Origin of the sequence: Jiella endophytica, assembly GCF_004519335.1 — a bacterium.
GTDB lineage: Bacteria > Pseudomonadota > Alphaproteobacteria > Rhizobiales > Rhizobiaceae > Jiella > Jiella endophytica.
Genome location: NZ_SOZD01000004.1, coordinates 472,014 through 498,577 on the forward strand (window position 1 = coordinate 472,014; position 26,564 = coordinate 498,577).

Annotated in this window: 10 protein-coding genes and 1 riboswitch; all 10 genes read left to right on the top strand. The window is 67.0% G+C overall.

The window, feature by feature from the left end; all coding sequences use genetic code 11:
• The first annotated feature begins 219 nt into the window (after positions 1 to 219).
• Positions 220 to 319, top strand: a riboswitch (TPP riboswitch).
• Positions 320 to 372: 53 nt separating this feature from the next.
• Positions 373 to 1,410: a thiamine ABC transporter substrate binding subunit gene (gene thiB, locus E3C22_RS15225; RefSeq protein ID WP_134762883.1), complete on the top strand. Its 1,038-nt coding sequence runs from the start codon at positions 373 to 375 to the stop codon at positions 1,408 to 1,410.
• Positions 1,411 to 1,672: 262 nt separating this feature from the next.
• Positions 1,673 to 3,298, top strand: a complete 1,626-nt coding sequence (locus tag E3C22_RS15230; protein WP_134762884.1) for a thiamine/thiamine pyrophosphate ABC transporter permease ThiP — start codon at positions 1,673 to 1,675, stop codon at positions 3,296 to 3,298.
• Between the two features lie 86 nt (positions 3,299 to 3,384).
• The gene (locus tag E3C22_RS15235; RefSeq protein WP_134763036.1) at positions 3,385 to 4,062 is read left to right on the top strand and encodes a thiamine ABC transporter ATP-binding protein; all 678 of its coding nucleotides are present in this window, start codon (positions 3,385 to 3,387) and stop codon (positions 4,060 to 4,062) included.
• Between the two features lie 224 nt (positions 4,063 to 4,286).
• Positions 4,287 to 5,780, top strand: a complete 1,494-nt coding sequence (locus tag E3C22_RS15240) for a M48 family metalloprotease (protein ID WP_134763037.1) — start codon at positions 4,287 to 4,289, stop codon at positions 5,778 to 5,780.
• A gap of 412 nt (positions 5,781 to 6,192) precedes the next feature.
• Positions 6,193 to 6,507 (top strand): hypothetical protein, encoded by a 315-nt coding sequence (locus E3C22_RS15245; RefSeq protein ID WP_167591787.1) that lies wholly within the window; start codon positions 6,193 to 6,195, stop codon positions 6,505 to 6,507.
• A gap of 126 nt (positions 6,508 to 6,633) precedes the next feature.
• The gene (locus E3C22_RS15250; protein WP_134762886.1) at positions 6,634 to 10,578 is read left to right on the top strand and encodes a S8 family serine peptidase; all 3,945 of its coding nucleotides are present in this window, start codon (positions 6,634 to 6,636) and stop codon (positions 10,576 to 10,578) included.
• A gap of 104 nt (positions 10,579 to 10,682) precedes the next feature.
• Positions 10,683 to 11,147, top strand: a complete 465-nt coding sequence (locus E3C22_RS15255) for a hypothetical protein (protein WP_167591788.1) — start codon at positions 10,683 to 10,685, stop codon at positions 11,145 to 11,147.
• Positions 11,148 to 11,540: 393 nt separating this feature from the next.
• Complete coding sequence (locus tag E3C22_RS15260; RefSeq protein ID WP_134762888.1) at positions 11,541 to 18,635, top strand: calcium-binding protein; 7,095 nt, start codon at positions 11,541 to 11,543, stop codon at positions 18,633 to 18,635.
• A 568-nt stretch (positions 18,636 to 19,203) separates the two neighbouring features.
• The gene (locus tag E3C22_RS15265; RefSeq protein ID WP_280987908.1) at positions 19,204 to 24,345 is read left to right on the top strand and encodes a beta strand repeat-containing protein; all 5,142 of its coding nucleotides are present in this window, start codon (positions 19,204 to 19,206) and stop codon (positions 24,343 to 24,345) included.
• 380 nt (positions 24,346 to 24,725) lie between these two features.
• The gene (locus E3C22_RS15270) at positions 24,726 to 26,543 is read left to right on the top strand and encodes a type I secretion system permease/ATPase (RefSeq protein ID WP_134762890.1); all 1,818 of its coding nucleotides are present in this window, start codon (positions 24,726 to 24,728) and stop codon (positions 26,541 to 26,543) included.
• Positions 26,544 to 26,564 lie beyond the last annotated feature (21 nt).

Sequence of the window (26,564 nt, forward strand, 5' to 3'; positions counted from 1 at the left end):
GCATCTGATACGTCGTCATCCCGGCCCCCGAGCCGGGATCCATTCCTCTGCATTGCAATGTCTCTTCAGCCCATAATAACAAACTGATGGCGGTCGCAAGGCGCGACCGCGTCATCGATTTGGAATGGATCCCGGATCAAGTCCGGGATGACGAGGCGTTGATATCTTCGCCAGTCTTCCATCCCCTTGCATTCGCCCGATCAGCCGTTACCTTTCCGCCCAGCTCACACGGGGTGCCGCAGAGGCTGAGAGGCGAGAAGCCAACCCGTCGAACCTGATCCGGATCATGCCGGCGGAGGGATTGCGGGCGCGGCTCGGGACCACCTTGGACGCATCGCATCGACAGCCGCCGGCGAAACGAAAGCCGCGCCGATGCCTGCCCTTCCCCGCATTCGCCGAACCCTTCCCGCGATCGTCGCGGCCGCCGGCATCCTTGCGACGGGTCTCCTTGCCGATCCGGCCGTAGCCGAGGAAAAGCCGACGCTCACCGTCTACACCTATGACAGTTTCTCCGCCGACTGGGGTCCCGGGCCGCAGCTGAAGGCCGCCTTCGAGAAGACCTGCGGCTGCACGCTCGATTTCGTCGGGCTGGAGGACGGCGTCGCGATTCTCAACCGCCTGAAGCTCGAGGGCCCCTCGACCAAGGCCGACATCGCCCTCGGCCTCACCTCCGATCTCATCCCGGAAGCCAAGGCGACGGGGATGTTTGCCAAGAGCGGCATCGACACCTCCGGGCTGACGGTGCCGACCGGCTTTTCCGACGACGTCTTCGTGCCCTACGACTATTCCTATCTCGCCTTCGTCTACGACACCGAGACGGTCAAGACGCCGCCGAAGAGCCTTGACGATCTCGTCTCGGGCGATCCCGGGCAGAAGATCGTCATCGAGGACCCGCGCACCTCGACCCCCGGCCTCGGTTTCCTCCTATGGATGAAGGCGGTCTATGGCGACGAGGCCGCGGCGAAATGGAAAGCGCTGCAGCCCCGCATCCTCACCGTCACCCCCGGCTGGAGCGAGGCCTATGGCCTGTTCACCAAGGGCGAGGTGCCGATCGTCCTCTCCTATACGACCTCGCCCGCCTATCACGAGATCGAGGAGGGCACCGAACGCTACAAGGCGGCGGGCTTCTCGGAGGGCCAGTATCTGCAGATCGAGGTCGCCGGCATCCTGAAGGACAGCCCGCATGCCGAACTCGCCTCGGAATTCCTGGCCTTCCTCGTCGGCAAGGATGCCCAGTCGGTGCTGCCGACCACCAACTGGACGCTGCCGGTCCGCGGCGACGTCGAACTGCCGGCGGCATTCTCGCATCTCGTCACGGTCGCCAAGCCGCTGCTGATCGACGCCGACACCGTGGCGAAGAACCGCCGGGCCTGGACGAACGAATGGCTGCAGGCGGTCGGGGCGAGGTGAGAGCGGGCGTGTTGGTGTGCGGAGGGAAGCCTGTGCCGGTGCGGCTGGGCGCCCCCCTCTGCCTGCCGGCATCTCCCCCGCCAGGGGGGAGATCAGGCAGCGTCGGGCGCAGCTCCAATCCGTCAACGGTTGCGGCGGCAAAAACGCTGCCGAGGAGGCGCCGCCACTCCCGCTTCGATCTCCCCCCTTGTGGGGGAGATGCCGGCAGGCAGAGGGGGGTATCTCGTAGAGCGCCGACCCGACCTGCGGACCGCGACGTCCCATGAACACCCGCACCGATCGCCGGATCCGAATCGGCGCGGGAATCGGCGCCGCCCTTCTCGCCATCGCGTTTCTCCTCGGCGGCTTCGTCGTGCTGCTCACCGCCGGCGGCCAGGCGCCGGATTTCGAAAGCCTCGCCCTCGATCCCTATGTCCGCGCGATCTTCGGCTTCACCTTGTTGCAGGCCGGGCTTTCGACGCTGTTGTCTGTCCTCCTCGCGATCCCCTTCGCGCTGGCGCTCCATCGCCTGCGCTTTCCCGGGCGGCGGCTGATCCTGCGGCTGTTCCTCCTGCCCCAGGCGCTGCCCGTCCTCGTCGGCGCCCTGGCAGTGATCACCATCTGGGGCCGCAACGGCGTCGTCTCCGAGGCAATGGCATCGCTCGGCCTGCCGCGGCTGGAGATCTATGGCCTTTCCGGCATTCTCGTTGCCCATGTCTTCTTCAATATGCCGCTCGCCGCACGGCTGTTCGTCTCCGCCCTCGACCGCGTGCCGGCCGAGGCCTGGAAGCTCTCCGGCCAGCTCGCCCTCCCCTCGACGACGGTGTTCCGCCTGGTCGAATGGCCGGCGCTGAAGAGCGCCCTTCCCGGTGCCGCGGCGCTGATCTTCATGCTCTGCGTGACGAGCTTCACCATTGTCCTCGTCCTCGGCGGCGGGCCGGCCGCAACGACCCTCGAGGTCGCCGTCTATCAGGCGCTGCGCTACGATTTCGATCCCGCCCGCGCCATCGGCCTGTCGCTGATCCAGATCGTCCTGACCGCCGCCGTGCTCTCGGTGACGCTGCGGTTCGGGCGCGATCCCGCCGGCGGCTTCGGCCTCGGCGGCAAGGCGAGGCGCTTCGATGCCGCGGGCCCGCTCCGCGGTCTCCTCGACCCGCTCGTCGTCGCCGCAGGCACGCTGTTCGTGGTCAGCCCCTTCGTCGCCATCCTCGTCTCGGGCCTCGCCGCCGACCTGTCGCGCCTCGTCACCGAGCCCGCCGTCATCGATGCGGCGGCAACCAGCCTTGCCGTCTCGCTTGCCGCCGCCTGCCTGTCCCTCCTTGTCTCGACCCTGGTCCTGATGGCGATCGAAGCCCTCGGCCGGGGGCCGCGGCAGGGGGTCGCCGCGCGCTCCGCGCGAAATCTCCTCGAACTCGCCACGAGCCTCGTCCTCGTCGTCTCGCCGGTGATCGTCGGCGCCGGCTGGTTCCTGCTCCTGCGCGGTTTCACCGACGTCCTCGCCGCCGGGCCTTATGTCGTGGTCGCGACCAATGCGGTGATGGCGATGCCCTTCATCGTGCGGATCGTCGGCCCGGCGCTGCGGGAGGCCAATGCCGGAACCGGCAGGCTCGCCGAGAGCCTCGGCCTCACCGGCCTTGCCCGCCTCGTCTTTGTCGAATGGCCGGTGCTGCGCCGGCCAATGGCCCTCGCCTTCGCCTTCGCGATCGCCTTGTCCTTCGGCGATCTCGGGGCGATCGCGCTGTTCGGCTCGAACGATTTCGTCACGCTGCCCTATCTCCTGCTGCAGCGGATGGGCAGCTACCGCACCGCCGACGCCGCCGGCCTGGCGCTGCTTCTCGGGCTGATCACCATCGCCCTGATGGCGATCGTCGAGCGCGGCTTTATCGAACGAAGGGACATCGCAGTTTGACGGGCGGTGCGGCGATCAGAGGCAATACGGGTGCAACGGCGGCGCTGCGGCTCGACGACGTGCGCTTCACCCATGGCGAATTCTCGATGCGCTTCGACCTGTCCGTCGAAAGCGGCGAATGGCTGGCGCTGATCGGCCCGAGCGGCGCCGGCAAGTCGACCCTGCTCGATCTTGCTGCCGGCTTTCTGACGCCCAAGGCCGGCCGCGTCCTCATCGCCGGCATCGACATGACGCGGCTTTCGCCGGCCGAGCGGCCGCTCTCCATGCTGTTTCAGGAGAACAACCTGTTTCCGCAACTCAGCGCCTTTCGCAACGTCGCCCTCGGCATCACGCCGAAGCTGAGGGTCGACAGGGCGCAGCGCGCCTTGGTCGAGGCAGCCCTCGCCTCGGTCGGGCTTGAGGGCTTCGGCGACAGGCGGCCCGCCGAAATGTCGGGTGGCGAGCGCCAGCGTGTGGCGCTGGCGCGGGCATTCCTGCGCGAGCGGCCGCTGATCCTACTCGACGAGCCCTTCGCCGCCCTCGGGCCGGCGCTGAGGCGCGACATGCTGGAACTGCTCGCCGGACTGCGCAGACGCGACGGCGGCGCGCCGGCCACCATCTTCATGGTCACCCACCACCCGGAGGATGCCGCCTCCCACGCCGACCGGGTGGCCTATCTCGAAGCCGGCGAGATCGCCGCGATCGGCCCCGCCGGAGCGATGCTGTCCGGCGCCGGCGACCCGCGGGTCTCACATTATCTCGGCCTTGCGAGACAAAACGTGTGACGCATTTCCGGCGGATTTCCTGTCTAGTGGCAAGATCGGGGGATCGAGGGGATTCCTTTCAGGGAATTGATCGGCGATGTTGCCTTGCGGCGCTATCGCAAGGGCAGCCGATTCGGTTAGTTGCAACTGGTAAGGCGGCGAGATCAAAAGTCGCGGTCGGGACGGACGAGGCGTCAATCGCGTCGATGACATCACCATGGCTTGATTCTGGGTTCGGTCCGACGATGCGGGCGCTGCTGCGCTCCGCCGCCGTCGGCGCGCTCGTCGTCGCCTCCGGCTGCACGACAATCGAGGCAGGTCTCGACAGCTTCTCCGACCAGAATTCCGGCAGCATGCAGGCCGGCTATACCTCGACGCGCCAGCCGATCACCTTCGAGACGGCGCAGGAGGGCGACCCCCAGTCGGTCATCGGCCGCAGCCAGCATCCGAAGATTCTGGCGGCCTATGGCGGCGCCTATTCCGACCCGAAGCTCGAGCAGACGCTCGCCGGTATCGTCGGCAAGCTGGCGGCAGCGACCGACGATCCGAACCGCGCCTACCGGATCACCATCCTCAATTCGCCCAACATCAACGCCTTCGCCCTGCCCGGCGGCTATGTCTACATCACCCGCGGCCTGCTGGCGCTCGCCAATGATTCCTCCGAAGTCGCCGCAGTGATCGGCCACGAGATGGGCCACATCACCGCCAATCACGGCATCCAGCGCCAGCAGCGCGAGCAGGCGGCAGAGCTGGCGAGCCGCGTCGTCTCGGAAGTGCTCGACAACGAGTCGGCCGGGCAGATCGCCCTCGCCAAGGGCAAGCTCAGCCTCGCCCAGTTCTCCCGCCAGCAGGAGCTGCAGGCCGACGCGCTCGGCATCCGCCACATCGCCCGCGCCGGCTACGATCCCTTCGCCGCCTCGCGGTTCCTGAAGGCGATGGACACCTATTCGAAGATGCGCAACGCCTTCCAGGCGAAGGATCCCAATCTCGACTTCCTCGCCTCGCATCCCTCCGCCCCGCAGCGGATCGATCTCGCCGAGCAGCTCGCCCGCAGGGAGGGCCCTCCTGGCACCGGGACGCGCGACCGCGACCGCTATCTCGCCGGCATCGACGGCATGCTGTTCGGCGATTCCGCCGTCGAGGGCTATGTCCGCGAGCGCACCTTCCTGCATCCCGGCCTCGGCATCTCCTTCACCGTGCCGAAGGGCTTCGTGCTCGACAACACCGCCGAGGCGGTGATGGCGACCGGGCCGGACGACACGGCGATCCGCTTCGACGGCGTCGCCCTGCCGCCCAATCGCAGCCTCGTCGAATACGTCAATTCCGGCTGGATCGGCGGGCTGGAGCCCGGCAGCGTCCGGCAGGGCCGGATCCACGGCCTCGAGGCGGTTTCCGCCAAGGCGCGCGGCGGCGAATACAATTTCGACGTCACCGTGGTGCGCCTCGGCGGCCAGGTCTACCGCTTCCTCACCGCCGTGCCGGCGAAGGCCGCGCTCGATGCGGGCGAGATCGCCTCGCGGGTTTCGGAAACCTTCCACCAGCTCTCGCCGCAGGAGCAGGCGGCGCTGAAGCCGCTGCGCATCCGCATCGTCGAGGCGCGTCCCGGCGATACCGCCGAGACCATGTCGGCCCGCATGGTCGGTGTCGAAAGCCGCGAGCGGATGTTCCGCCTGCTCAACGAGCTCGGCACCGACGACGCGGTGAAGAGCGGCGAGAAATACAAGATCGTCGCGGAATAGCCGACCGCCCGGCTAGCCATTCCGCCGGTCGCCGCGGATGGCAGGCCCTCTCTTCGCATCTTCCCACGTTCCGTTCTCGTCAGAGGCAGCGTCCCGCTGGCCAGCCTCTTCGCATGTGAGCGGCGTATTCGGCGAGACCAAGGCCGACTGCAAAAGGCAGCCGGCCAAATATCTCGCCGTGAGAAACCATTGCGTAACGTAACTTCCGCACTTATGGTCTCCGTGAATGACGCTACGTCATGAATTGGCCTGACGATCGGCGCTGACAGTCGATCCCGGTCGCCTTGGATAGCGGCGGAAGACTTTGGTCGTGGTGCGGCCATGATCTTTCCGCCTCGCCTGGACGCAAACGGGGACGCACATGGTCGGCTGTCGCATGCGGGGAAGCCTCGTTCCCGTTCTCGCCGGAACCATGGCGGTCTGCAGCCCCCTTCCCGGCGGCAGCAAGGCGGCGAAAGCCGATGCCGGCACTGCCGCGCGAGACATTTCGACAAACGGCAATGATGGCAGGGTGTCCGGCGAAGGCCGGATCGAACCCGGCGTCGTCTGCCCTCAGGTGCGGCTCGACGATGGCCGTGTCTTCTCTTTACAGGGCTCGCCCGTGCCGCAATGGAAGCTCAAGCCCGGCACTCGTGTCAGGCTCGTGGGCCGGCCCGCAGGCGGGGGCGGCAGCCCGTGCAGCGGCACGACGCTGCAACTGGAATCCCTGGAACTCGATCCGGCATAGGCCGGCTCCTCCGTGCCGGCGAGCAGAACCGCGCCGGTGACGAACGACCTTCTAGGCCGGGCCGCTCGGCTCTTCGTCTTCCATCCCAGCGACCAGATCGCATCACCCGAACCCGGGAGCTCCAGCATGACCGACTTCGAGAACGACGGCGACACCACGCCTGCAGCTGGGCAGGGAACATTCATCCCCTCCGACGATCTCTACGATGACCAGTGGCACTTCGACTTTCTCGGCGACATCGAGACGATCTGGGACGAATATAACGGCAACGGCGTCACGGTCGGCGTCTACGATTCCGGCATCGAATACACTCACGCCGATCTCGACGGAAATTACGACCCGAGCCTCCACCTGACGATCGACGGATCGGTGCATGACCCGATGCCGGTTTCCGAGCCGCACGGCACCTCCGTCGCCGGGCTCATCGCCTCGGAAGCCGACGGGACGGGATCAGTCGGCGTCGCCTTTGGCGCAACGCTCGCGGGCGTGAACCTGCGCACACTGTTTGCGGCAGGCGGTTCGGACTACTACCAGGAGGCGTTCGATCAGCTCGACCACTTCGACGTGACCAATCTCAGCTGGGGCTGGGGCTACAACTTCCAGAACTCGACCTACGATCAGGATCGCGCAGCAGCGTTCGACGCCTCGCTGTCAACCGGTCGCGACGGGCTCGGCACGATCAACCTCAAGGCCGCCGGCAACGACAACGCCAACGCCAATGGCGAGACGGTGATCAACGCCACCCGGGCGACGATCTCGGTCGGCGCCTATGACGATACCGGCGACGCGTCCTACTATTCCAACTACGGCGCCAACCTCCTGATCTCTTCACTCTCGAACGGCGGTTATCAAGGCCTCGTCACCACCGACGAGACCGGCAGCAACGGCTACGATCCGGGCGACTACACCGACAGCTTCGGCGGCACCTCAGGCGCGACGCCGATCGCCGCCGGAGTCGTCGCGCTGATGCTCGAGGCCAACCCCGACCTCGGCTGGCGCGACGTCCAGACGATCCTCGCCTATTCGGCCATGGAGGTCGGCAGCGGTGTCGGCGGCGCGCTGACCACAGACGAGGAGCACGACTGGTTCTACAACGGTGCCGACAACTGGAACGGCGGCGGGCTGCACTTCTCCGAGGACTACGGCTTTGGCGGGATCAACGCCTACAACGCGGTGCGCCTGGCCGAGGTCTGGCACCTCTTCAGCGATGCGCAGACCAGCGCCAACGAGGATTTCTACTCGATTTCGAGCACGCCCAACGTCGCTCTCACCGACAACTCGGTGACGAGTGTCCTCGCCACTTTCTCGCCGCCGGGCTTTTCCGTCGAATATGTCGATGTGACGCTCGACGTGACGCACAGCGACTTGTCCGAACTTCTCATCGAGTTGATCTCTCCCGACGGCACGTCGGTCGAGCTGTTCGATGGGGCAAAGGGTGACGGCGACGATCTTCCCGGCGGCTATCTGAGCTGGACCTTCGGGGCCAACGCCTTTCGGGGCGAGAATCTCCAGGGCAACTGGACGATCCGCGTGACGGACACGGTCGCCGGCAACACCGGCACGTTGAACGCCTTCACGATCGAAGCCTTTGGCATCAACGATACCAACAGTCCCGGGTCCAGCATCGACGACGTCTACCACTTCACCGACGAGCTCAGCGAGTCGGTGTCGCGCGAAAACGGACGCGCCACGATCGAGGACACCGACGGTGGCACCGACTGGGCGAATGCTGCGGCACTGGCGACGAACTCGCTGATCGACCTCAGGGAGGGCGCAGTCTCGCTGATCGACAGCACCTACATCACGTTCGCGGGCATCGAGAACGCCGTTGGCGGCGACGGCGAAGACACGCTGGAAGGCAACGACTCCGCCAATCACCTCGTCGGCAACCGAGGCAACGATCTCATCACTGGGTATGGCGACGACGACACGCTCGATGGCGGAGCCGGCATGGACACGCTGCGTGGCGGCTCCGGCAATGACGAGATGCGGGGCGGCACCGGCAACGACTTCTATGTCGCGACCGACGCCGGCGATACCGTGATCGAAACCGCCGGCGAAGGCATGGATGAAGTGCGGGCCCTCGTCTCCTTCACTCTTTCGGCCAATGTCGAAACCCTTAGCCTCGGCGGGACCGGCAACATCAACGGGACCGGCAACGCCACTGCCAATACGCTGATCGGCAACGCCGGCAACAACGATCTCAACGGCGCGGCCGGCAACGACACGATCTATGGCGGCGACGGCAACGACACGCTGCGCGGTGGCGGCGGCAATGATGAGATGCGCGGCAGCATCGGCGACGACTTCTACGTCGTCACCGAGGCAGGGGACACGGTGATCGAGGGGGCCGGCGAAGGCATCGACGAGGTGCGCACCTACATGGCCTACACCCTCGGCCGTAATCTCGAGATCCTGAGCTTTGGCGGCACCGGCAATCTCGCAGGCACCGGCAACGAACTCGCCAACACGCTGATCGGCAACGCCGGCAACAACGATCTCAACGGCGCGGCCGGCAACGACACGCTGATCGGCGGCGCCGGCAACGACACCCTCAGGGGCGGCGGCGATGCCGACGAGATGCGCGGCGGCACCGGCAACGACTTCTATGTGGTGACCGAAACCGCCGACACGGTGATCGAGGAGGCCGGCGAAGGCATCGACGAGGTGCGCACCTACATGTCCTACACGCTGGGCCAGAACCTCGAGACCCTCAGCTTCGGCGGCATCGGCAACTACGTTGGTACCGGCAATGAGCTCGCCAACACGCTGATTGGCAATGCCGGCAACAACGACCTCAACGGCGCCTATGGCGACGACACGCTGATCGGCGGCGCCGGCAACGACACCCTCAGAGGGGGCGCCGGCGCCGATGAGATGCGCGGCGGAACCGGCAACGACTTCTACGTCGTCACCGAGACGACCGACACCGTAGTCGAGGACGCCGGCGAAGGCACCGACGAAGTGCGCACCCTCGTCTCCTATTCGCTGTCCGACGATGTCGAGATCCTCAGCCTCGGCGGCACCGGCGACATCGATGGCACCGGCAACGACCTTGCCAATACGATCACCGGCAATTCCGGCGACAACGACCTCAACGGCGCCTACGGGAACGACACGCTGAATGGCGGCGCCGGTAACGACACCCTCAGGGGCGGTGCCGGCGACGACGAGATGCGCGGCGGCTTCGGCGACGACTTCTATGTCGTGACCGACACCACCGACAGCGTGATCGAGAACGCCGGCGAAGGCACCGACGAGGTGCGTGCGCTGATCTCCTGCACCCTCGGCGCCAATGTCGAAGATCTCAGCCTCGGCGGCGCCGGCAACCTCGCCGGCACCGGCAACAGCCTCGCCAACACGATCACCGGCAATTCCGGCGACAACGACCTCAATGGCGCCTATGGCAACGACACGCTGATCGGCGGGGCGGGCAACGACACGCTGAGGGGTGGCTCCGGAGCCGACGAGATGCGCGGTGAGGCCGGCGACGACTTCTATGTCGTCACCGAGACCACCGACACGGTGATCGAGGCGGTGCATGAAGGCGTTGATGAAGTGCGGGCGCTGATCTCCTACACGCTGGGATACAATCTCGAGACGCTGAGCCTTGGCGGCAGCGCGGATCTCGACGGCACAGGCAACGGCATCGCCAACACCATCACCGGCAATTCCGGCGACAACGCCCTCGACGGCGCCGCCGGCCGCGACACGATCGACGGCGGGCTCGGCAACGACATGCTGACCGGCGGCCGCGGCAGCGACGTCTTCGCCTTCTCCTCCACCCTCGGTGCGAACAATGTCGATACGGTCACCGACTTCAGTCTCGTCGAGGACGACGCGATCTGGCTCGACGACGTGGTATTCACGGCGCTGTCCGTCGGCGCATTGTCCTCGGCAGCGTTCACCATCGGAGCAATGGCAGCGGATGCAAGCGATCGGATCATCTACGATCAGACGAACGGGCGCCTCCTCTACGATGCGGACGGCACCGGTGGCGGCGCGGCGATCCACTTCGCCACTCTGGACGCGGGCCTCAACCTGACTGCAGACGACTTCCTGGTGGTCTGATCGGACGGCGGCGTCCTCGTCACGACAGCATCGGCCCGAATATCGATTCCTATGTACGGGCCGGTGCGGTAGTCTGCGGCGGTCGCCGATCGGGATATGCGTGGATGTCGTGTTGCCGGCCCGCCGTCGATGTCAATCGTCATGCGGCGGTGGGGCGCGCCCTCGCCTATTGCATGACCGACGACGTCTTCGGCCAGATGCCCCTCAGGGCGATCGCCCGGCTGATCATCGGCCAGGTCAACCGCTCGCAATATTTCTTCCTGATGGAGGATGGCGTCGTCCATGGCTATTGCGGCTGGATGCGCTGCACGGCGGCGGACGGCGAAGCCTGGGTCACCGGCAGGCAGCCCGAGCCGCATCCCGTCCCGGACGGCGAGGCCTGCATCGTCAACATGTGGAAGTCCTCGGGGCCCGAGGTCAACGCCGCGATCTCCCGGGAGTTGCGGCGGCGGCTCGCCGACGCGACCCATCTCTACGCCCGCCGCTTCTATGCCGACGGGCGGATCCGGCCGGTGCGGATCACCGCTCCCCGATTTGCCGCCACGCCCTCCTCTGAGCGAGCGATGTAGACTTTGAACGCAGCGGCCCGGAAGGCTGGCAGCAGCGCTGGCGGACGGCGAAAAACCGGCCGTCAGGTCAAAATACAACGGTTCATTTACAAATTACCACGGTAGACAGCGCCTTTTCGGGCCGGGATCGCCGCTCGTTACAACGCTGGCTACAACGATCCCGTGCGAGTCTCCGCCCCACGATATCCCGGTCCGGGGCGACGCACGCCGCTGCGAATCACGCCCGGACCCCTGACAACGCTACGTCAAACTGATTGACTGACGGGCTTAGTTCAGCCTGAACCGTCGGCAAGGTGCGCGTCCCGAGCGGCGCCCGCCTTGCCGAAAGCGGAGACGAGCGCCCTGCGGCAGCATGAGCCTGCCCGGCGCCCAATCGACAAAGAGGATCCGATCATGCCGACACCGACCCTTGGGCTCGCCGATCTCACCATGGCCGATGCCGGCGAAGAGCTTCAGCTCGCAGGCTTTGTCAGCTCGTTCGAGGACGACAGCCTCGCGGGTGCAGCGACGATCGAATCGATAGCCGAGGAAAGCGCCGGCGACGCTCTCCTCGCCGGCGAACCCATCGTCGGCACAAACGCGGCCGAAGTGCTGACCGGCGACGACGGCGACAACGTGATCGAGGGTCGCGGCGGGGCCGACACGATCGACGGCGGAGCCGGCATCGACACGTCAAGCTACGCGAGTTCCTCGGCTGGCGTCGCCGTCTCCCTCATCGACCATACCGCCACCGGCGGCGACGCCGAGGGCGACGTGCTCAGCAATATCGAGAACCTGACGGGCTCGGCTCACGCCGACATCCTGTTCGGCGACGCCGGCGCGAATGTGCTTTCGGGAGGTGCCGGCGCCGATACGCTGAGTGGCCGCGCAGGCGACGACACGCTGGATGGCGGCAGCGGCGCCGACACCATGAACGGCGGTGCCGGCTTCGACACGGCCTCCTATGCCAGCGCGACGAGCGGCGTGAAGGTCGATCTTGCCAATGGCACCAACAATACCGGCGACGCTGCCGGCGACGTCTTTGCCAATATCGAGAAGATCGAAGGCTCGGCCTTCAACGACACCCTCGACGGCAGCGACGGCAACGACGCCCTCAGCGGCGGCGGCGGCGCGGATACCATTCATCTTCGAGCCGGAGCCGACACCGTCGAGGGCGGCGCCGACGACGACGTCGTCCACGTCCAGGGTGCCGGCGACAAGTTCGTCGATCTCGGCGACGGCAACGACACCATCTTTCTCGACTATGAGGAAGCCGACGGGAACGACACCGTTCTGGGCGGTGCCGGCAACGACTTCATCTCCGACAATCTGGGCGACGATTCCCTCGACGGCGGCGATGGCAACGACTTCATCATCGGCGGCAGCGGCGCCGACACGATTCTCGGCGGGGCGGGCGACGACGCTATCGTCGCCGGACTGACCAGCTCCATCTCCGGTGCCGACGCGGCAGACCTCGTCGAGGGCGGCACCGGCGACGACACGATCGAAGGCGGCGCCGGCGCCGACACGATCAACGGCGGCGAGGGATCGGATACGGCGTCCTACCGTGAGGCCGGTGGCGTGACCGTCGATCTCTCCAACTCGGCCAACAACACCGGCGATGCCGTCGGCGACGTCCTGATCTCGATCGAGAACCTCGAAGGCTCTTTGGGTAACGACAGCCTCGTCGGCGACGACGGCGACAACGTGCTGACGGGACGTGACGGCGCCGACACGCTGGTCGGCGGGGCCGGCATCGACACGGCGTCCTATGCCAATGTCGGCTACTACTCCCTCTCCGGCGGCGTGACCGTCGACCTGTCGCTGGGGACGGCCACGGGCCTCTTTGAAGGCGCCGGCGACGTGCTCGTCGGCATCGAGAACATCGTCGGTACCGGCCAGGCCGACGTGCTGACCGGCGACGCCGGCGACAACGTGATCGAGGGCGGCGGCGGCGCCGATACAATCAATGGCGGGGCGGGCAGCGACACGGCGAGCTACGAGAGCTCGTCCGCGGCCGTCACCGTCTCGCTCGCCGACGGCACCGCCACCGGCGGCGACGCCGCGGGCGACGTTCTGACCAGCATCGAAAACCTCAGGGGCTCGGCCTTTTCCGACGCCCTGACCGGCAATGGCGGCAACAACGTGCTCGAGGGCGGCGGCGGCGCCGATACGCTGACCGGCGGCAGCGGCAACGATACGGCGAGCTACGAGCATTCCTCTTCCGGCGTCACCGTCTCGCTGCAGGACGGAACCGCCAGCGGCGGCGACGCCGAGGGCGACGTGTTCGCCGGCATCGAAAACCTGAGAGGTTCTGCCTTCGCGGACGATCTGACCGGCAATGGCGGTGCCAACGTGCTCGAGGGCGGCGACGGCGACGACACGCTGAGCGGCGGCAACGGTCGCGACACGCTCTATGGCGGCGACGGCAACGACTCGCTCGAGGGCGGCGGCGATCAGGACAGCCTCTATGGCGGCGCCGGCGACGACTACATCGCCGGCGGCGGCAGCCTCAACCGGATGTATGGCGAGGACGGCAACGACACGCTGGTCGCCACCGGCAACGACGAATTCCTCGACGGCGGCGCCGGCGACGACCTGCTCGACGCCAGGACCAACAACAAGGCGACGCTGATCGGCGGCGACGGTGACGACACCCTCCTGGGCACCAACAGCAATCGTTGCGTGTTCGATGGCGGCGACGGCGACGACTCCATGGTCGGGGGGACCAACACCGACCTGATGACCGGCGGGGCCGGTGCGGACACGATGAATGGCGGCGACGGTAACGACACCGCCTCGTATGAAACCGCGACGAGCGGCGTGACGGTCGACCTTGCCGACGGCTCGAACAATACCGGCGACGCGGCCGGTGACGTGTTCATCAGCATCGAGCGCTTCGTCGGGTCCGACTTCGACGACGTCCTGAGGGGCAACGGGGGTTCGAACGACTTGAGCGGGGGAGACGGCGCCGACACGCTCGAAGGCGGCGCCGGCAATGACTCGCTCGACGGCGGTACGGGCGACGACACGATCCGTGGCGGCGACGGCAACGACACGCTCGTCGGGGGCGCCGGTGCGGATGTCTTCGACGGCGGCACGGGCAACGACACCGTAACCTATGCGTCGGCCTCGGCAGGCTTGACGGTCGATCTGAGGGACGGCTCGAACAATGCGGGCGATGCCGCCGGAGACACCTTCACCGGCGTCGAGTCGATCCAGGGTTCCGCATTCGACGACACATTGATCGGCAACGGAGCGGCCAACGAACTCAGAGGCGGCGACGGCGCCGACAGCCTGAACGGCGCCGGCGGCGACGATACCCTTCGCGGCGAGGCGGGCAACGACACCGTCGCCGGCGGCGGCGGCAATGACGAACTGAATGGCGGCGACGGCGACGACACGCTGCTGGGCGGCGCAGGCGACGACACGCTGCTGGGCGGCGCGGGCGCGGATCTGCACGACGGCGGCGAGGGCAACGACCTCGTCTCCTACTCCAACGCCGCGAGTGGGGTCACGGTCGATCTCGCCAATCCGGGCAACAACACCGGCGATGCGCAAGGCGACACGTATATCGACATCGAGGCGGTCGAGGGCTCGGCCCATGATGACCGCCTCACCGGCAGCGCCGCAGACGAGACGCTTCTCGGCGGCGCCGGTAGCGACACGATCGACGGTGGTGGCGGTGACGACTCGATCGATGGCGGCGCAGGGGACGACATTATCCTCGGTGCCAGCAGATCCGGCAACGACACGGTCGACGGCGGCGCAGGCGACGACTTCATCGAGCTCGGCAATGGCGACCACTCGCTCACGGGCGGCGACGGCGACGATCTTTTGATCACTGGCAGCGGCGCCAGCACGATCGAAGGCGGCGACGGCGACGACCAGATCAGAACCGGTGACGACACCATTGCCGGGTCACAGACCGGCGACGCCGGCGTGGTCGTCGACGGCGGCGACGGCAATGACACCATCGCCAGCGGCGACGGCGACGACCTGCTCATGGGCGGGGCGGGCAACGACGTCCTGTTCGGGGACGAAGGCGCCGACACGCTTGAGGGCGGTGACGGCAACGACACGCTCATCGGGGGCCACGGTGCCGACACGCTGGATGGCGGCCAGGGCACGGACTTTGCGTCCTACGCATCCTCCGAGACGGGCCTCGTCGTCGACCTCGCCGACACCTCCAACAACACCGGCGACGCGGCCGCGGACACCTTCGTCTCGATCGAGGGTGTCGTCGGCACGAGCTTCGACGACACCCTGATAGGCGATGACGGCGACAACATCCTCGAGGGCGGCGCGGGAGCCGACGCGCTCGATGGCGGCGCAGGCTTCGACCTCGCCTCCTATGCCGACGCCAGTGCCGGCGTGACGGTCGATCTGTCCGACGCCTCGAACAACACCGGCGACGCGGCCGGTGACAGCTTCACGAGCATCGAGGGTGTCCGGGGCTCGGCTTTTGACGACGCGCTCACCGGCGACGATGGCGACGACGTCTTCGAAGGCGGCGCCGGCGCCGATACGATCGACGGCGGCGACGGGACCGACACGGCGAGCTATGCGAACGCCTCGGCCGGCGTCACCGTCGACCTGTCGGACATGGCGAACAACACCGGCGACGCTGCCGGCGACGTCTACACTTCGGTGGAGCGTGTCGAGGGCTCGGGCTTCGCCGACAGGCTCATCGGCGGTGAAGAAGGCGATGCGCTCGATGGCGGCGGCGGCGACGACCTGGTCCAGGGCGGCGCAGGCGACGACACGCTCCGGGGCGGGGACGGCAACGACGTCCTGCAGGGCGACGACCCGGTGAGCCGCTCTGTCGGCACGGTGATCGACCCTGCGGGCAGCGGCAACAACTCGATCGAGAATGCGATCTCGCTGGACGGTCTGTTCTCCCTCGACGACGACGCCGACATCGAGGATGCGACGACCGTCCCCCACGTTACGGTCGTCGGCACCGGCGACGGCAGCGTGAAGTTCTACGCCGTGACGGTGACCGAGCCGAACTCGCTGCTGACGCTCGACATCGACTTCGCAGCCGCCTTCGACGAAGACGAGAACTTCGAGCCTGGCGGTTTCGACAGCTGGGTCGAGCTCTACGACTCCGAGGGCAACCTCATCTTACTCGACGACGACAGCAGCACCAGCGACGGCGCCGGCGGCAGCGAGAGCAGCCTCGATTCCTTCCTGCGGACCACCATCGCCGAGCCGGGAACCTATTACTTCGCCGTCGGCTCTTTCTCCGACCTGAGCGACATTCCCGCCGGCGGAACCTTCGAACTGCAGGTGTCGCTCGAAGGGGCGCCGCTGGGCACGGAGGATCCCGTCGACGAGGCGATCGGCGACGATCTCCTGGAAGGCGGCGCTGGGGCCGACACGCTTCTCGGCGGCGCCGGCACCGACACGGCCAGCTACGCCGGCTCGTCGGAGGGCGTCAGCGTCTCCCTCGCCGACGGCACCGGCTTCGGCGGCGATGCCGAGGGCGACGTGCTGATCGAAATCGAGAACGTTGAGGGCTCGGCCTTCGACGACACGCTGGGCGGCGACGGCGGCGACAACCTCCTGTCCGGTGGCGGCGGCAACGATTCGCTCGACGGTGGCGACGGCGACGACACGCTTCAGGGTGGCGCCGGCAACGATACGCTCAAGGGCGGCGGCGGCGCCGACGTCCTCGAGGGCGGCGACGGCGTCGATACCGTCCAGTACAACCTGCTTTTGGACGGCATCACCGCCAATCTTGCGGATTCCTCGCAGAACACCGGCGAGGCGGCCGGCGACACCTATGTCTCGATCGAGAACCTCCAAGGCACCATCGGCGCCGACAATCTGACCGGTGACGGCGGCGGCAACGGGCTATTCGGCAATAGCGGCAACGACACGCTGAACGGCGGCGGCGGCGATGACAGTCTCGAGGGCGGGAGCGACGACGACGTGCTGGAGGGCGGCGCCGGCAACGACACGCTCGACGGCGGCTCCGGCAACGATTTCCTGCGCGGCGGCGGCGGCGACGATGAGATGCGGGGCGGCGCCGGCGACGACATCTTTGTCGTCACCCAGGCCGGCGACACGGTGGTGGAGTTGGAGGACGAAGGCACCGACGAGGTGATTGCCTCCATCGACTACACGCTCGGCGCCAATCTCGAGAAGCTGACACTCAGCGGCAGCGGCAACCTCACCGGCATTGGCAACGAACTCGCCAACACCATCACCGGCAATTCCGGCAACAACGACCTTTCGGGGGCGGCCGGCAACGACACCCTCATCGGTGGCGCAGGCAACGATACGCTGAGAGGCGGAAGCGGTGCCGACAATATGCAGGGCGGAACCGGCAACGACTTCTATGTCGTCACCGACGCCACCGACATCGTCGTCGAAAATGCCGGCGAAGGCACCGACGAGGTGCGCGCCTTCATGTCATACACCCTTGGCCGCAACGTTGAGAATCTGAGCTTCAGCGGCTCGGACAACTTTGCCGGCACCGGCAACGAGCTCGCCAACACCATCACCGGCAATGCCGGCGACAACGATCTCTCGGGGGCGGCCGGCAACGACACCCTCATCGGCGGCGCCGGCAACGACACGCTGCGCGGCGGCGGCGACGCCGACGTGATGCGCGGCGGCACCGGCGACGACTTCTACATCGTCACCGAAAGCAACGACACCGTCGTCGAACTGGCCGGGGAAGGTACCGACGAGATCCGCACCTTCTCCGACTTCACCCTCGGCCAGAATGTCGAGATCCTGAGCTTCGGGGGCAGCGACAATCTGAACGGCACCGGCAACGAGCTCGACAACACGTTGATCGGCAATGGCGGCAACAACGATCTGAACGGTGCGGCCGGCAACGACACGCTGTTCGGTGGGGCGGGCAACGACACGCTGAGAGGCGGTGGCGGGGCCGACGAGCTTCGCGGCGGCGCCGGCAACGACTTCTATGTCGTCACCGAGGCCGGCGACACCGTGATCGAGGGGGCGAACCAGGGGGCCGACGAGGTCCGCGCCTTCGTCTCATTCACTCTCGGCGACAACATCGAGACGCTGAGCCTCGGCGGCTCGGGCGCCATCAACGGTACCGGCAACGGCATCGCCAACACCCTCATCGGCAACTCCGGCGCCAACGCGCTCGATGGGGCCGCCGGTCGCGACACGATCGACGGCGGCCTCGGCAACGACACGCTGACCGGCGGCGCCGGCGACGACGTCTTCGTGTTCTCGACGGCGCTCGGGGCGAACAATGTCGATACCATCACCGACTTCGGCACCGGCAACGACACGATCCATCTCGACGATGCGATCTTCACGGCGCTCGCCGCCGGCGCCCTGTCCGACGACGCCTTCACCATCGGCACGGCAGCGACGGATGCCAATGACCGGATCATCTACGACCAGGCGACCGGCCATCTCCTCTACGACGCCGACGGCAACGGCGCCGGTGCGGCGATCCACTTCGCCACGCTGGATCCGGGCCTCAACCTGACCGCCGACGACTTCCTGGTGGTCTGAGGCGTGAGGGTCCGGTTGGTGTGAGTTGCGGCGGCTGCCTCCCGGCCTGACGCATCCACACCCATCGAAAGGGCGGGCGGCAACGCCCGCCCTTTCGCGCGTCCGGCCACGGTGAAGGCGCTCGCTCCATCATCACACCGTGCGGCACCGCACTCCCCGCTCCTACGGCGTCGGCCCGAAAATCGGATGCGATTTTCCCAAAAGCCCGATGCGCAGATTCAATAACTTGGAGCGTCCTTGGCACTTCAGCTGGACGCACGGCGCTCTGAAGGCATTCGGCGCTCATCAAGAGCGGGCGGCAAAGCCCGCCTTCTCTGCGTTGGGGCCGCAAGGCGTTCCTGCCCGCGCGAGCCGTCTCAAAATCATACCGTATGTAAAGATGATTGATTGACGATCTTATTTTCGTCACTTATGCGGAAATCACGATCTCCGACCGTCGCCGGGTGATTCTCCTCACGGAGGCCCGGACGGCGCGGGTGGAAGTGCATGCCCAGCCATCTCTGAACCGACGCGCCGGCTCGTCTAACGCATCTGCGACCGGCGCCCTGCCCAAAGGACCGTCGCGCCGATAGACACGCTCGCATTCGCAGCCGCTCTCGCAACCCTAAACACGCCGCCGGTAGCAGCAGACGATGATCTGGCGACCGATCCCTACGCCGTCGTCACCGGCAGCCTGCTTGCCGACAACGGCCATGGTGCCGATAGCGATGCCGACGGCGACACGCTGACGGTGGTGGCGGTGAACGGCGTCGCAGCGGCGGTCGGCACGGTGGTGACGCTCGCCTCCGGCGCGCTGCTGACGGTGAACGCCGACGGCAGTTACCGCTATGATCCGAACGGCGCCTTCGATAACCTCCCGGCGGGTCAGAGCGCCAGCGACAGTTTCACCTACACGATTTCCGACGGGCAAGTCGTGGGAGAAGACTTTGCCGCGGTCATCCAGTTGTCCTCCCTCGACGGGACGACCGGCTTTCGCATCGACGGCGTCGCCGAAGGCGACTATGCCGGATATTCGGTTTCTTCGGCCGGCGACGTCAATGGCGACGGCATCGACGATCTCATCGTCGGCGCCTATGCCGCGGACAACAACGGCAGCCAGTCCGGCTCGACCTATGTGGTGTTTGGCACGACGACGGGCTTCGACGCCACGCTGAACCTTGCCGATCTCGACGGCGGCAACGGCTTCCGCATCGATGGCGTCGCCGCCGGCGACTCTGCGGGTTCTTCGGTATCTTCGGCCGGCGACGTCAATGGCGACGGCATCGACGACCTCATCGTCAGCGCCCCCAATGCCGGCAACAACGGTGGCCTTTCCGGCTCGACCTATGTGGTGTTCGGCACCACGGCCGGCTTCGACGCCACGCTGAACCTTGCCGATCTCGACGGCAGCAATGGCTTTCGTCTCGACGGCGCCGCGGCGAGTGACTTCACCGGCCGGTCGATTTCCTCCGCCGGCGACGTCAATGGCGACGGCATCGACGATCTCATCGTCGGCGCCTATGCTGCGGACAACAACGGCAGCTACTCCGGCTCGGCCTATGTGGTGTTCGGCACCACGGCCGGCTTCGACGCCACGCTCAATCTGGCCGACCTCGACGGCAGCAACGGCTTCCGCCTGGATGGCGCTGCCGCGGACGACTTCACCGGATATCCGGTTTCTTCGGCCGGTGACGTCAATGGTGACGGCATCGACGATCTCATCGTCGGTGCTCCCTATGCGGACAATAGCGGCAACCAGTCCGGTTCGGCCTATGTGGTGTTTGGCACGACCGCCGGCTTCGACGCGACGCTGAACCTCGCCGATCTCGACGGCAGCAACGGTTTCCGTCTGGATGGCGCCGTGGCGGGCGACGGTTTCGGCTGGTCCATCGCTTCTGCCGGCGACGTCAATGGCGACGGCATCGATGATCTTGTCGTCAGCGCCGCCAATGCTGACAACAACGGTTCGTCTTCCGGCTCGGCCTATGTCGTCTTCGGGACGACGGTCGGCTTCGACGCCACGCTGGACCTCGCCGATCTCGACGGTACCGACGGCTTTCGACTCGACGGTGTGGCCGCAGGCGACAACGCCGGCTATTCGGTCTCCTCCGCCGGCGACGTCAATGGCGACGGCATCGACGATCTCATCGTCGGCGCCCCCTATGCAGACAATAACGGTTCGTCTTCCGGTTCGGCCTATGTGGTGTTCGGCACCACGGCCGGCTTCGACGCCACGCTCGACCTCGCCGATCTCGACGGCAGCAACGGGTTCCGTCTGGATGGCGTCGCCGATGGCGACAATGCTGCCCTTCGAGTCTCCGCGGTCGGCGACGTCAATGGCGACGGCATCGACGATCTCACGGTCGGCGCACGCTACGCGGACAATGGCGCCACCAGTACCGGCTCGGCCTATGTCGTCTACGGTCGCCAGACCTGGGCCGCGACGGTGGACACGGCGAGCGCGACCGTCACCGTCACCGCCGACACGCCGCCGGTTGCAGCAGACGATGCCGTCACCACCGATGAGGCGAGCGTCGTCACCGGCAGCGTCCTCGCCGACAACGACAACGGTGCCGATACAGACGGCGATGGCGACGCGCTCACCGTCGTCGCGGTGAACGGCGTCGCTGCAGCGGTCGGCACCACGATCACGCTGCCGTCCGGCGCGCTGCTGACGATCAACGCCGACGGCACGTTCAGCTATGATCCGAACGGCGCCTTCGATCATCTGCCGGGCGCCGCCTCCGGCGCTTCCAACACCGCGGCGACCGACAGCTTCACCTATACGATCTCCGACGGGCATCGCGCCACCGGGGAGGACGAGTTCGCCGCGGTCGTCGAATTGTCCTCGCTGGACGGAACGACCGGTTTTCGCCTGGACGGCGCCACCGACAGTGACGAGAGCGGCTACTCGGTCTCATCGGCAGGCGACGTCAATGGCGACGGCATCGACGACATCATCGTCGGGGCTCCCTATGCGGACAACATGGGCAGCGGTTCCGGCTCGGCCTATGTGGTGTTCGGCACGACAGCCGGCTTCGGCGCCACGCTAGACCTCGCCGATCTCGACGGCACCGACGGTTTCCGTCTGGATGGCGTCGCGGGTGACCATGCCGGCAATTCGGTCTCCTCCGCCGGCGACGTCAATGGCGACGGCATCGACGACCTCATCGTCAGCGCTCCCAATGCGAGCAACAACGGGACCAGTTCCGGCTCAAGCTACGTGGTGTTCGGCACGAATACCGGCTTCGACGCGACGCTGGACCTCGCCGATCTCGACGGCACCGACGGCTTTCGCATCGACGACGCGGCGGCCTCCGACTCTTCACTTTGGTCCGTCTCCTCCGCAGGCGACGTCAATGGCGACGGCATCGACGACATCATCGTCGGGGCTCCCTATGCGGACAACATGGGCAGCGGTTCCGGCTCGGCCTATGTGGTGTTCGGGACGACGGCCGGCTTCGACGCCACGCTGGACCTCGCCGATCTCGACGGCACCGACGGTTTCCGTCTGGATGGCGTCACCGCAGGCGACGGCGCCGGATATTCGGTTTCTTCGGCCGGTGATGTCAATGGCGACGGCATCGACGATTTCATCGTCGGCGCCCCCGGTGCGGACAACATGGGCAGCGGTTCCGGCTCGGCCTATGTGGTGTTCGGGACGACGGCCGGCTTCGACGCCACGCTGAATCTTGCCGATCTCGACGGCAGCAACGGTTTCCGTCTGGATGGCGTCACCGCAGGCGACAGCGCCGGCATACCAGTTTCTGCCGCAGGCGACGTCAATGGCGACGGCATCGACGATCTCGCGGTCAGCGCACGCCACGCGGACAACATGGGCAGCGATTCTGGTTCGGCTTATGTGGTGTTCGGCAAGACGGCGGGCTTCAACGCTGCGCTGAGCCTCGCCGATCTCGACGGCAGCAACGGTTTCCGTCTGGATGGCGCCGCCGCGTACGACTACGCCGGCTGGTCCGTCTCCTCCGCAGGCGACATCAATGGTGACGGTATCGACGACCTCATCGTCAGCGCTCCCCATGCGAGCAACAACGGGACCAGTTCCGGCTCAAGCTACGTGGTGTTCGGCACGAATACCGGCTTCGACGCGACGCTTGACTTCGCCGCCCTCGACGGCAGCAACGGCTTTCGCCTGGATGGCGGCGCTGCCTCCGACACTTCAGGCTCCTCCGTCTCTGCCGCTGGCGACGTCAATGGCGATGGCATCGACGACCTCATCGTCGGCGCCCCCAGGGCCGACAATCCCTACACCGATAGCGGATCCACCTATATCGTCTACGGCCGCCAGGTCTGGATAGCAGTGGTCGACACGGCAACGGTCACCGTCACCGTCAGCGGCATCGACGGCGAGGGAGACGTGCTCGCCGGTACGTCCGGCGCCGACACGCTCAATGGCGGCGTCGGCGCCGACACGCTCGACGGCAATGGCGGCGACGACCTCCTGGAGGGCGCCTCGGGGGATGATGTGCTCAATGGCGGTGCCGGCGACGACACGCTGCGCGGCGGCGGCGGAAGCGACACGCTCAACGGCGGCACCGGCAACGACATGTATGTCGTGACGAGCACCGGCGACAGCGTCGTCGAAAATATTGGCGAAGGCATCGACGAGGTCCGGGCGCTGGTCTCGTACACGCTCGGCGCCAATCTCGAGACGCTCAGCCTCGGCGGCACCGCCGATCTGTCAGGCACCGGCAACGAGCTCGCCAACACGATCATCGGCAATTCCGGCGACAACGACCTGATCGGCAGCGCCGGCGACGACACGCTCAATGGCGGCGCCGGCAGCGACACGCTGCGCGGCGGTGGCGGCGCCGACGAGATGCATGGCGGCACCGGCGATGACTTCTACGTCGTCACCGACGCGAGTGACCGGGTGATCGAACTTTCCGGTCAGGGCACCGACGAAGTGCGGGCGCTCTACTCCTATACGCTGGCTGCAAATGTCGAGAATTTGAGCCTTGGCGGCACCGCCGATTTCATCGGCACCGGCAACAATCTCGCCAATACGATCACCGGCAATTCCGGCGACAACACCCTTTACGGGGCTGCCGGCGACGACACGCTGAACGGTGCCGCCGGCAACGATACGCTGGTCGGCGGGGCCGGCAACGACATGCTGCGGGGCGGCGGTGGGGCCGACGACATGCGCGGCGGCGCCGGCGACGACTTCTATGTCGTCACCGAGGCCGGCGACACGGTGATCGAGGGAGCGAACCAGGGCACCGACGAGGTGCGCGCCTTCGTCTCCTTCGCGCTCGGAGTCAATGTCGAGCGGCTGAGCCTCGGCGGCTCGGGCGATATCGACGCCACCGGCAACACGCTCGACAACACCATCGTCGGCAATTCCGGCGCCAATGTCATCAATGGCGGCCTCGGTAACGACACGCTCACCGGCGGCGCCGGCGACGACGTCTTCGTGTTTTCGACGGCGCTCGGGACGAACAATGTCGACACCATCACCGACTTCGGCACCGGCAACGACACGATCCATCTCGACGATGCGGTCTTCACGGCGCTCGCCGCCGGCGCCCTGTCCGACGACGCCTTCACCATCGGCACGGCAGCGACGGATGCCGACGACCGGATCATCTACGACCAGGCGACCGGCCATCTCCTCTACGACGCCGACGGCAACGGCGCCGGTGCGGCGATCCACTTCGCCACGCTGGATCCGGGCCTCAACCTGACCGCCGACGATTTCCTGGTGGTCTGAGGCGTGAGGGTCCGGTCGGTGTGAGTTGCGGCGGCTGCCTCCCGGCCTGACGCATCCACACCCATCGAAAGGGCGGGCGGCAGCGCCCGTACTCTCCGAAAGGAGGGCGAGCGGAAAATACAACGCTTTCCGGCGAAAATACCACGCTCATTGCGGGTTTGCGTGGCAAAATACCGCGCTCTTTACAACGCTCGGCACAACGTTTGCATGCGAATGTGGGGACATCGACGACCGGGGCGGACGCGCCCGGTCACGGGGCACGGCGGGGTCGATGCGCAAGAATCGACCTTGCCGCCCGCGCAAGTGTAATGTCGCCTTGACTGTCAGGTTGCAGCCGATAGGGATGCAGCCGGGGAAATTGTGGCCGGATCGAGGAAGCGATGGATAAGATGTTCCGACGGGCGGCGGGAACGCTCGCGATCCTCGTCGTCTTCACCTTCGTCGTCAATCTTCTGCTCCTCGTGCAGCCGATCTACATGCTGCAGATCTACGACCGGGTGCTGGTCTCCGCCTCCACCGACACGCTCGTCTACATCTCGCTGATCGCCGCGGTGGCACTCGTGCTGCTCGGCGCCTTCGACGCCCTGCGCTCGATGATCGCGGCGCGCCTTGCCGCAAGGCTCGAGACCGAGAACGGCGGCGAGGCGCTGATCGCCTCGCTCCGCTCGCCCCGTGCCAGTCTCGGCGACGTGCAGCCGTTGCGCGATCTGTCGACGGTGCGCAGCTTCGTCGGCGGCCGGGCGATGATCGCCTATCTCGATCTGCCCTTCATGCCACTGTTCATCGGCATGCTCTACCTCATCCATCCCAACCTGTTCTGGCTGACGCTTGGCGGCGCGACGGTGCTCGCTCTCGTCGCCCTCGCCAACCAGGCGGCGACGACACGTCTCGCCGCCGAGACCGGCGAGGCCTCGATGGCCGCGACCCTCTCCGCCCAGGCCTTCGTGCGGTCGAGCGAGAGCGTCGTCGCCATGGGGATGATCGGCAGCGCGGTCGAACACTGGGGCCGCAGCCACGCCCGGGCGCTCCGGGCACTCGACCGGCTGAACGGCCGCAACGCCTTCTTCACCGGCCTGTCGCGTTTCCTGCGCCTCGGCCTGCAGATCGCCATTCTCGGCTATGGCGGCCATCTGGTGCTGGCCGGCGAGATGACCGCCGGAATGATTTTCGCCTCCTCGCTGATCTCCGGCCGGGCGCTGCAGCCGATCGACCAGGTGATCGGCGGCTGGAAGGGCTTCGTCGACACCCGCCGGGCGCTGTCGCGGCTGGTGAAGGCGCTGGAAAGCGTACGCGCCGGCCGGGCCGGCAAGACCGCCCTGCCTGCCCCGCGGGGCGACGTGACCTTCGACCAGGTGGTCGTCATGCCCCAGGGCGGCGGCATCGACCCGATCCTGAAGCGCATCTCTTTCCAGGTCCCCGCCGGCGAATGCTGCGTGGTGATCGGGCCCTCCGGCGCCGGCAAGTCGACGCTCATGCGCGCGCTCGTCGGCGGCGTCGATCTGCGCTCCGGCGCGGTGCGCATCGACGGGGCCGACATCCGCAACTGGGACGGCGAGATCCTCGGCCGCCACATCGGCTATCTCTCCCAGGACGTCGAGATCCTCCCCGGCACCGTTGCCGAGAACATCGCCCGCTTCGATGTCGCAGCTTCCGACGAAGCGGTGATCGCCGCGGCGAAGATGGCCGAAGTGCACGAACTCATCCTCGGCCTGCCGAGGGGATACGACACCGTCATAGGGCCGGCTGGCATGAAGTTCTCCGGCGGCCAGCGCCAGCGGGTGGGGCTTGCCCGCGCCTTCTTCGGGGCACCGAAGATCCTCGTCCTCGACGAGCCGAATGCCAGCCTCGATTCCGATGGCGACGTGGCGCTTGACCGGGCGCTCCGCCATGCCCGCGAGAACGGCGTGACGGTGATCCTCGTCACCCAGCGCCGGCAGGTCGCCGAACAGGCCGACTGCATCGTCGTCCTGCGGGACGGCGGCATCGACGACTTCGGCCGGCGCGACGACGTGTTCCGCCGCCAGGCCGAGAAGATCAACGCCGCCAAGGAGGCAGCCCGCAGAAACCAGGCCGGCGGAACGGTGGTGGCGGCGCAGTCCGCCTTCGCCGCCAATGCCGGTCGCATGGTCACCCCGGTGCGCGGCCGCTTCCCGACGATCAGCGGCGATGGCGGCAAGCCCCCGCAGCCGTCGGAGTGAGACGATGAGCGGGCCGGCAAG